Origin of the sequence: Xanthovirga aplysinae (assembly GCF_009711365.1) — a bacterium.
Taxonomy (GTDB): domain Bacteria; phylum Bacteroidota; class Bacteroidia; order Cytophagales; family Cyclobacteriaceae; genus Xanthovirga; species Xanthovirga aplysinae.
Map to the genome: position 1 here is coordinate 1 of NZ_SMMB01001105.1, position 8,131 is coordinate 8,131.

Here is an 8,131-nt window from a genome sequence, read left to right on the forward strand (position 1 = left end):
GTAAGGAAAATTTTTTTGTAACCCATATAAATTTTCTCAAAGCTAGTTGACATAAGGTTGTCACCACCCCCGTTTACTTTTGTCCTACCATTAATTTTAAAACTGAAGATGATATGATCAGAGTAAATGGAAATAGTCCGAATGTGATGGAATTCACAACTTTTAAGAAGAAGGAAAATATATCGGATGATGATTTAATAAAAGCAGTGCTTGAATTCGAAACTGTCTTTTTGGCAAGGCAGGAAGGAGTAATTTTTCATGCCTTAGTAAGAAATTTCCATAATGAGTATGCCAATGTAATATTCGCAAAGGACATGGAAAGTTTTAAATGTTTGGAGAAGGAAGCTCATCAAAATGCACAGGCTCAGAAATTTTTTAGCCTAATTGAAGAGGGTACAGTAGAGATGGCCTTTCATACTATAAATAAAGAAGATTTTAGAATTCCAGATCACTTTTCATGCCTAGAATGTGGTACCTTTAAGTTAAAAGAACAGAAAAACTTTGAAAAGTTAGTTCAGGTTTCTGACCGTATTGAGAATAATTATTTGTCTAAATTTGAAAATACCCAAGAGCACTTTATTGGAACAATAGCGGATAACCTATATTCTGAAGTTACCCTTGGAAAAACTTTGGGTAAAACAAAAGAGATTTGTTCGGGATATGTAGGGAATCCTATTTGTCAACCCATGTTAGATATGGCAGAAGTGGAAACAATGAAATTAGATTTTTGGTATTTGATTGCCTGAAATATAGAAAAAGAGAAGTGTCGGGTATTTGAGATTTTGCTAATTGTTAACTCGAATGTCTGATTTTAAAGGTCTCGTGTTTTTTTGGTTTAACACCCATACAATTTTACAACTCAATAATAATGAGTTGTAAAATTGTATTCGGACTATTAAGGTGTTAGGTGATAGTTTTTCAATAATTTATTTTTATTCATAATTTTTTCTTATTGACTAAATCAAACGTTTTAAATCTATGGACAATATTTGTGAATGGGCAGCTGATACTTTTGACGAATATATTCAGTATCATAATGAGGAATGGGGAGTACCTGTACATGATGATAGAATACATTTTGAATTTCTAATTTTAGAGGGCGCTCAAGCTGGTTTAAGTTGGAGTACAGTTTTAAAAAAACGCGAAGGTTATAGAAAAGCATTTGCAGATTTTGATGTGCAGGCTGTTGCACTGTATGATGAGATTAAAATTCAAGAATTACTTAAAGATCCCAACATTATTCGAAATCAATTGAAGATCCGCTCCGTTGTGAATAATGCGAAGCAGTTTATAAAAGTCCAGGAAGAATTTGGCTCCTTCGATACTTATATTTGGAGTTTTGTGGGAGGTGCGCCCATTGTAAACCACTGGAAAAGTTTAAATGATGTACCCGCAACAACACCTGAATCAGATGCCTTAAGTAAAGATTTAAAAAAACGGGGTTTTAAATTTGTGGGCAGCACAATTATTTATGCATACATGCAGGCTTGTGGGCTAGTGAATGATCATACCATAAATTGTTTTCGGTATAAGGAATTGGTTGAGGTTAAAATGGCCAATTAATGTAAAAACTTCAGTTAATGATAAACGTATCATTTGGGTTTATGAATTAGTTTATTTTATGCTCGATTCATCCTTATTAAGGATTGAAGCAATTTTTCGATTATCTATTTTATAATTTTTTATGGCAATCCCTACTTTAGAAGATATTGAGAATACCCACCAAAATATTTCTCCATTCATTCATAAAACTCCTGTTTTAACCTCCAAAAGTATTAATGCAATAACAGGTGCGGATATTTTTTTCAAGTGTGAGAATTTTCAAAAAGTGGGAGCATTTAAATTCCGTGGAGCCCTGAATGCCCTACAAGGATTAAATAGGGAAGAATTGGAAAAAGGAGTCGCTACTCACTCTTCCGGAAATCATGCCCAAGCATTGGCTTTAGCTGCAAAAAATATGGGGGTAAAGGCCTATATTGTCATGCCAAACTCTGCACCTAAGGTAAAGAAAAATGCGGTTTTGGGTTATGGGGCTGAAGTAATTCTTTGTGAACCTACCTTAAAGGCAAGGGAAGAAACCTTGCAAATAGTAGTAGAAAAAACTGGTGCTATTTTTATTCCTCCATATAATGATTACAATATTATTTGTGGACAGGCTACTGCTGCAAAGGAATTTTTGGAAGAAATTAAGGATTTAGATGTTGTGATCACTCCTGTAGGTGGAGGTGGGTTGTTAAGTGGGACATCCCTAACTGTAAAATATCTGGCACCCCACATTCAAGTTATTGGGGGAGAACCAGAAGGAGCAAATGATGCTTTTCAGTCTTTTTCTTCTAAAATTTTTCAACCGGTGGTTAATCCAAATACGGTTGCAGATGGCTTAAAGACTTCTTTAGGAGACAAAACTTTTGAAATTATCCTAAATTATGTTGATGATATTTTGACTGTGGATGATACCTTGACTATTCAGGCCATGCGGCTAGTTTGGGAAAGAATGAAAATTATTATTGAGCCTTCTTCAGCTGTGCCATTGGCAGTAATATTAAAATATCCGGAAAAATTTAAAGGAAAGAGAACAGGACTAATTGTTAGTGGGGGCAATGTTGATTTAAAGGACGTTTTACCCATGATATCTTAATTGACCCATTGTATGTTAGAGAGTTTTATAATGTTTTAGAAAAATATTCGTTATTTTTTTATATCAAAGCAAATGCTTAGTTTTGTAAGAGAAAAGAAATTAAATGCCTAGAAAAAAAAATTACGATATAGATGAAGTTTTAGAAAAGGCTATGAAAACCTTTTGGCAGAATGGTTATGAGGCTACTTCAATCCGTACTTTGGAAAAAGAAATGGGTATCAATCAATTCTCTATTTATTCAAGTTTCAAGAGTAAGCACGGAGTATTTATTGAAGCTTTAAAAAAGTATAATTTTTTTGTAAAAGAGAACTTCCTAAACATCTTAATAAAATCTGAGGGGCACTTAAGTGATATTCGAACCTTTTTTAATCAATTTATTGATAACGTAAAATCTGAAGAAGCCACGAATGGCTGTTTAATGGCCAATAGTGCCATGGAATTAGGTTCAAAAGACAGAGACACCTTAATTCAGTTACAAGGGTTTTATGATTTTTTGCAGGAAACTTTTATGATTTTGCTGGAAAAAGCAAAGAAAAGAAATGAAATAGGTCAGGAAGCTGATTTGAAAAAATATGCCAACTATTTGGTGGGATGTTCCCAAAGCCTTGCTGTTACGGCAAAGATTCTGGATAAGGAAAAATTAGACGATTTTGTTGAGATGAGCCTTAAAAGTATTGTATAAATTTTTTTGTCCTATAACTAAGCGATCGGTTAGAAATAATAATAAAAACTTAATATTATGGATTCAAAAACAGAAAGTAAAATCATGACACTTATAGCACAAACAGTAGAATCGGCTCCGAAGGTTGCCAGTGAGGTATTAGCTGAAACGCAAAAAGGATTGGGATTTATCCCAAATATGTATGGTTTAATGGCTAATAATCCTGCCTTATTGGATGCTTATACTAAATCTTACAAGACCTTTAGAGAAAACTCTGGTTTTACTCCCCAAGAGCAAGAAATCATTTTTTTATCAGTAGCATATGAAAATGAATGTACTTACTGTGTAGCAGCCCATAGTTTTATTGCTGATAAAATGTCAAAGGTTCCTGTGGAAATTACGGATGCCATAAGGGCTGGAAATGAAGTAGAAGGTAAGTTGGGCGCTTTAAGTCGATTCAGCCGAATAATGGTAGAAAAAAGAGGGAATGTATCAGAAGAAGAAATAAGTGATTTCCTAGAGGCTGGTTATTCTCAAGAACACATTTTAGGGGTGGTAGCAGGAATTGGAGTTAAAACCTTTAGTAATTATTTTAATCATATTGCAAATACACCCGTAGATCCAGCCTTTAGCTCAAGAGAGTGGTCAAAATAGATTTTCTTTTTTTGACCAAACCTGTGGAATTAAAAAGTTTAATTTAAAATTCTGATTTAAAAAGATAAACTTTAAGTTGTGGGTCCAGTTTCTAGGAAGCTGGGCCCATTTTTGTTTTATATTGGGAATGATGTTTGACCAAAGTTAATTGAATCTTATCTTTTCTAAAGAAGTTGGAATAAAGATCTCCTGAAATGTAAAACACTTTTTAATTTTACATTTCATTTACGCTCAAATTTTTACCTTTACATTATGAGTAAACCTGAAAATAAACTTTTCTTATTTGATGCTATGGCTTTGATTTATAGAGCCCATTTTGCATTCAGTAAGAATCCGAGAATAAACTCAAAAGGGCAGAGCACAGGTGCGGCTCTGGGATTTACTAATACCCTTTTGGAAGTAATAAAAAAAGAACATCCTACCCATTTGGCGGTTGCTTTTGACCCTCCTGGACCAACTTTCAGGCATGAGGTTTTTCCTGAATATAAAGCCCATAGGGAAGAAACACCAGAAGATATCCGTACTGCAATTCCTATTGTCAAAGACATTGTAAAAGCGTTCAATATTCCGGTTTTGGAGGTTAAGGGGTTTGAGGCAGACGACGTAATTGGGACTATTGCTAAAAAGGCCGCAAGAAAAGGTTATGAAGTATTCATGATGACCCCTGACAAAGATTATGCACAGCTTGTAGAGGAGCATGTTTATCTGTATAAACCTGCTTATCTGGGAAATGCGGTGGATATTTTAGGCGTTCCGGAAGTTTTGAAAAAATTTGATTTGGATGAAGTAGATCAGATTAGGGATTTATTGGGATTACAAGGAGATTCTGCTGATAATATCCCTGGAATTCCTGGTATAGGTCCAAAAACAGCTACCAAATTATTACGTCAATTTGGAACAGTAGAAAATTTGGTAAATGGTGCTGATCAATTGAAAGGAAAACAAAAGGAGAAAGTAATAGAATTTGGTCAGCAGGGAATTTTATCCAAAGAATTGGCTACTATTCATACGGATGTCCCAGTAGATTTTGATCCGAAAACTTTAGGTTATCAAGAGCCGAATGAACCTAAATTAAGGGCAATCTTTGAGGAGCTCGAATTTAGAACCTTACTGAAGCGGGTTTTTGAGGTGAATAGTAAAGTAACCTCAAATGCTCAAATGTCTATGTTTGAAACAACGGAGGTTTCTACTGAAAAAGAAGAGAAAGAAGGCAAAATTCTAAAAACTATTCAAAACACTCCTCATGAATATCACCTTGCAGATAGTGAGCAGAAGCATAAAAAGCTTGTTTCTTATTTGATGCAGAATAAGGAGGTTGCATTTGATACGGAGACTTCAAGTTTAGATGCCTTTGAAGCAGAATTGGTGGGAATGTCATTTGCGGTGGAAGAAAACAAGGCTTATTATGTTCCAGTTCCGGAAAATAAGGAAGAAGCACAAAAGGTTGTGGAGCAATTTCGACCGTTTTTTGAAAATTCCAATATTCAAAAGATAGGACAAAACATAAAGTATGACTTATTGGTGATGCGAAATTATGGGATTCAAGTAAAGGGATCAATATTTGATACCATGCTTGCCCATTATTTGCTGGAGCCTGAATCCCGGCATAATATGGATGTGCTAGCTGAGAATTACTTGCAATATCAGCCGGTATCTATTGAAACTTTGATAGGTAAGAAAGGGAAAAAGCAGACTAGTATGCGGGATGTTCCTGTAAAGGAAGTAAAGGAATATGCGGCTGAGGATGCTGATATTACTTTGCAGTTGAAAGAATGTTTTGCCCCGCAGGTAGAAAAAGAGGGATTACAAAAGCTATTGCAAGAGGTAGAGGCACCCTTAGTAAATGTTCTGGCCAACATGGAGTATGAAGGGATAAAAATAGATACTGCAGCCTTAAAGGAGCTATCCGAAGAATTAGCTGTAGAAAGCAGTAAAATTGAAAAGAGAATTTATGAAATTGCTGGAGAAGAATTTAATATTGCCTCTCCAAAACAATTGGGAGAGATTCTTTTTTCAAAGCTAAAGCTGGTAGAAAAACCCAAAAAAACGAGAACAGGGCAGTATGCGACCGGTGAGGAAATCCTTTCTAAATTAGCAGATAAACACGAAATCGCTTCTCTTATTTTGGATTTTCGGGAGCTGCAGAAATTGAAGTCTACCTATGTGGATGCCCTTCCTGCTTTGATCAGTGCCAAAGATCAGCATATTCATACTTCTTATAATCAAGCCGTAACTGCAACAGGTCGTTTGAGTTCGACGAATCCTAATTTGCAAAATATTCCTGTTCGAACGGAAAAAGGACGATTGATACGTAAGGCATTTGTGCCAAGAAGCGAGGATTTCATCTTGATGGCGGCTGATTATTCTCAAATTGAATTGAGGATCATGGCTGCTTTTGCTCAGGATGAGCATATGATTGAAGCTTTCCGTAATAAAAGAGATATTCATGCCACTACTGCCAGCAAAATTTTTAATGTGCCATTGGAGCAGGTAGATGGAGATATGCGTCGAAAAGCAAAGACGGCCAACTTTGGAATTATTTATGGTATTTCAGCTTTTGGTTTATCGGAAAGGCTTTCTATTCCCCGGAAAGAAGCTTCAGCCATAATTAAGGCATATTTCTCGGAATTTCCTGGAGTGAAGACTTATATGGACCAGGTGATTCATGATGCTCGAGAAAAAGGATATGTTCAGACTATCTTAGGGCGAAAACGCTATCTAAGAGATATTAATTCAAGAAATAATACCATAAGAGGATTTGCCGAACGTAACGCTATTAACACTCCTATTCAAGGAAGTGCTGCGGATATGATAAAAGTGGCTATGCGAGATATTCACCAATGGATGGAAAAAGAAGGGCTTCGTTCCCGTATGATCTTGCAAGTGCATGATGAATTGGTTTTTGATGTGCATAAAGAGGAAAAAGACCTGATGAAGAAAAAAGTAGAGCATTTTATGAAGCATGCTATTGAATTGGATGTTCCTATGGAAATTGGCATTGACTTTGGGCAAAACTGGCTGGAAGCACACTAGAGTTAATTAAAAATGAAGAGTGGAATGTAGGAATGTTACTATTTTCCTTTAAGAAATCCACTCTTCATGTCTCCCCCTTCACCATTCATAAATTCCCCGGAACCCCTTATGTGCCTGAGATTGTTTTTCTAAAAAGGTAAAGGTATGCCTGACAGCTAGTAGGCATTCGATTAAAAGCTGTTCAATTTTTAGCAAAACATTTTTTCACTATGGAACATATTTTGAATCAACTGCGATCGCAAGTTAATGATGAGGATTTGAATCAAATTAGTCAAAAAGTAGGAGTTAATAAAGACGATGCAAGAAATGGACTAGAAAGTGTTGTTCCAGCCCTACTCGGTGCTCTGGCTACAAATACTTCTTCACCACAAGGAGTGGAAGATCTAGATCATGCATTAACTCGAGATCATGATGGGAGTGTGTTAAAAAATATTCACGCTTATTTTAAAAAACCCGATACAAAAAAGGGAGAAGGAATTGTGAATCATGTCCTGGGGCCTACAAGACCAGAAGTTGAAGGTTATATTAGTCAAAAATCAGGTTTAAAGCCCAAGGAAATCCATAATTTATTTGATATAGCTGCCCCTGTAGTTTTAGGATTTATAGGAAAAGAAAAAAAAGAAAAAGGTTTACGTCCTAATGAAACTCGTCGGTTAGTTCAGCAAATTGCACAAGAGTCTTGCCAGGATTCCAAAATAGATTTTAAGGAGGTAAAACAGTTAATAAGTGAGCGTTCACCTGTTAACACTCCAAGAAATAATGCTTTAAAGCTTTTGGGAGGTCTTTTTAAGAGAGCTGCTTGATGTAAAAGTTTGAATTTTAATATTATAAAAACGACTGGACTTTCTAGTCGTTTTTTTATGGTTTTCAATGGAAATCCAAAATATAAATTGGGCTATTCCTTTCGAAACCTTTTTGTTAAGTTCTTCTTTTACCGAAAGATATAAGATTGTTTCAAACGTGATTTGAGTAATAATTCTCTTTTTAAAGAAGGTGTTTTTTTGGTTAAAAAATATTTAATGATTTTTATAGGTTAAACAAAAAAAATAATACCAGTTATCCTTGTTTATATTTATTTTCTTTATTTCTAAATAATTTCTTTTTGTTTTAATTCCTCTAAAATTGTTTTTTATTTTGCAGTAGCC

General features: G+C 35.0%; 7 protein-coding genes. All 7 read left to right on the forward strand.

Annotation, left to right across the window (positions count from 1 at the left end):
- The first annotated feature begins 113 nt into the window (after nucleotides 1-113).
- The 7 genes from E1171_RS12990 to E1171_RS13020 all read left to right on the forward strand — a co-directional run bounded on the left by E1171_RS12990 (nucleotide 114) and on the right by E1171_RS13020 (nucleotide 7,789).
- A complete protein-coding gene (locus tag E1171_RS12990) occupies nucleotides 114-746 on the forward strand; it encodes a hypothetical protein (RefSeq protein ID WP_155206438.1) in 633 nt (210 codons plus the stop codon).
- Between the two features lie 232 nt (nucleotides 747-978).
- Nucleotides 979-1,563 (forward strand): DNA-3-methyladenine glycosylase I, encoded by a 585-nt coding sequence (locus tag E1171_RS12995; RefSeq protein WP_155206439.1) that lies wholly within the window; start codon nucleotides 979-981, stop codon nucleotides 1,561-1,563.
- A gap of 121 nt (nucleotides 1,564-1,684) precedes the next feature.
- Complete coding sequence (locus tag E1171_RS13000) at nucleotides 1,685-2,638, forward strand: pyridoxal-phosphate dependent enzyme (RefSeq protein ID WP_155206440.1); 954 nt, start codon at nucleotides 1,685-1,687, stop codon at nucleotides 2,636-2,638.
- Between the two features lie 103 nt (nucleotides 2,639-2,741).
- Nucleotides 2,742-3,320 (forward strand): TetR/AcrR family transcriptional regulator, encoded by a 579-nt coding sequence (locus tag E1171_RS13005; protein ID WP_155206441.1) that lies wholly within the window; start codon nucleotides 2,742-2,744, stop codon nucleotides 3,318-3,320.
- Between the two features lie 57 nt (nucleotides 3,321-3,377).
- A complete protein-coding gene (locus E1171_RS13010) occupies nucleotides 3,378-3,953 on the forward strand; it encodes a carboxymuconolactone decarboxylase family protein (protein ID WP_222931494.1) in 576 nt (191 codons plus the stop codon).
- A 252-nt stretch (nucleotides 3,954-4,205) separates the two neighbouring features.
- Nucleotides 4,206-6,986 (forward strand): DNA polymerase I, encoded by a 2,781-nt coding sequence (gene polA / locus E1171_RS13015; RefSeq protein ID WP_155206442.1) that lies wholly within the window; start codon nucleotides 4,206-4,208, stop codon nucleotides 6,984-6,986.
- Nucleotides 6,987-7,195: 209 nt separating this feature from the next.
- The gene (locus tag E1171_RS13020) at nucleotides 7,196-7,789 is read left to right on the forward strand and encodes a DUF937 domain-containing protein (RefSeq protein WP_155206443.1); all 594 of its coding nucleotides are present in this window, start codon (nucleotides 7,196-7,198) and stop codon (nucleotides 7,787-7,789) included.
- Nucleotides 7,790-8,131: the final 342 nt, after the last annotated feature.

Bases quoted from the DNA above. Each gene is read 5' to 3' on its own strand.
- E1171_RS13005 (WP_155206441.1), top strand. From the start codon at position 2,742: ATGCCTAGAAAAAAAAATTACGATATAGATGAAGTTTTAGAAAAGGCT.
- polA (WP_155206442.1), top strand. From the start codon at position 4,206: ATGAGTAAACCTGAAAATAAACTTTTCTTATTTGATGCTATGGCTTTG.
- E1171_RS12995 (WP_155206439.1), top strand. From the start codon at position 979: ATGGACAATATTTGTGAATGGGCAGCTGATACTTTTGACGAATATATT.
- E1171_RS13000 (WP_155206440.1), top strand. From the start codon at position 1,685: ATGGCAATCCCTACTTTAGAAGATATTGAGAATACCCACCAAAATATT.
- E1171_RS12990 (WP_155206438.1), top strand. From the start codon at position 114: ATGATCAGAGTAAATGGAAATAGTCCGAATGTGATGGAATTCACAACT.
- E1171_RS13010 (WP_222931494.1), top strand. From the start codon at position 3,378: ATGGATTCAAAAACAGAAAGTAAAATCATGACACTTATAGCACAAACA.
- E1171_RS13020 (WP_155206443.1), top strand. From the start codon at position 7,196: ATGGAACATATTTTGAATCAACTGCGATCGCAAGTTAATGATGAGGAT.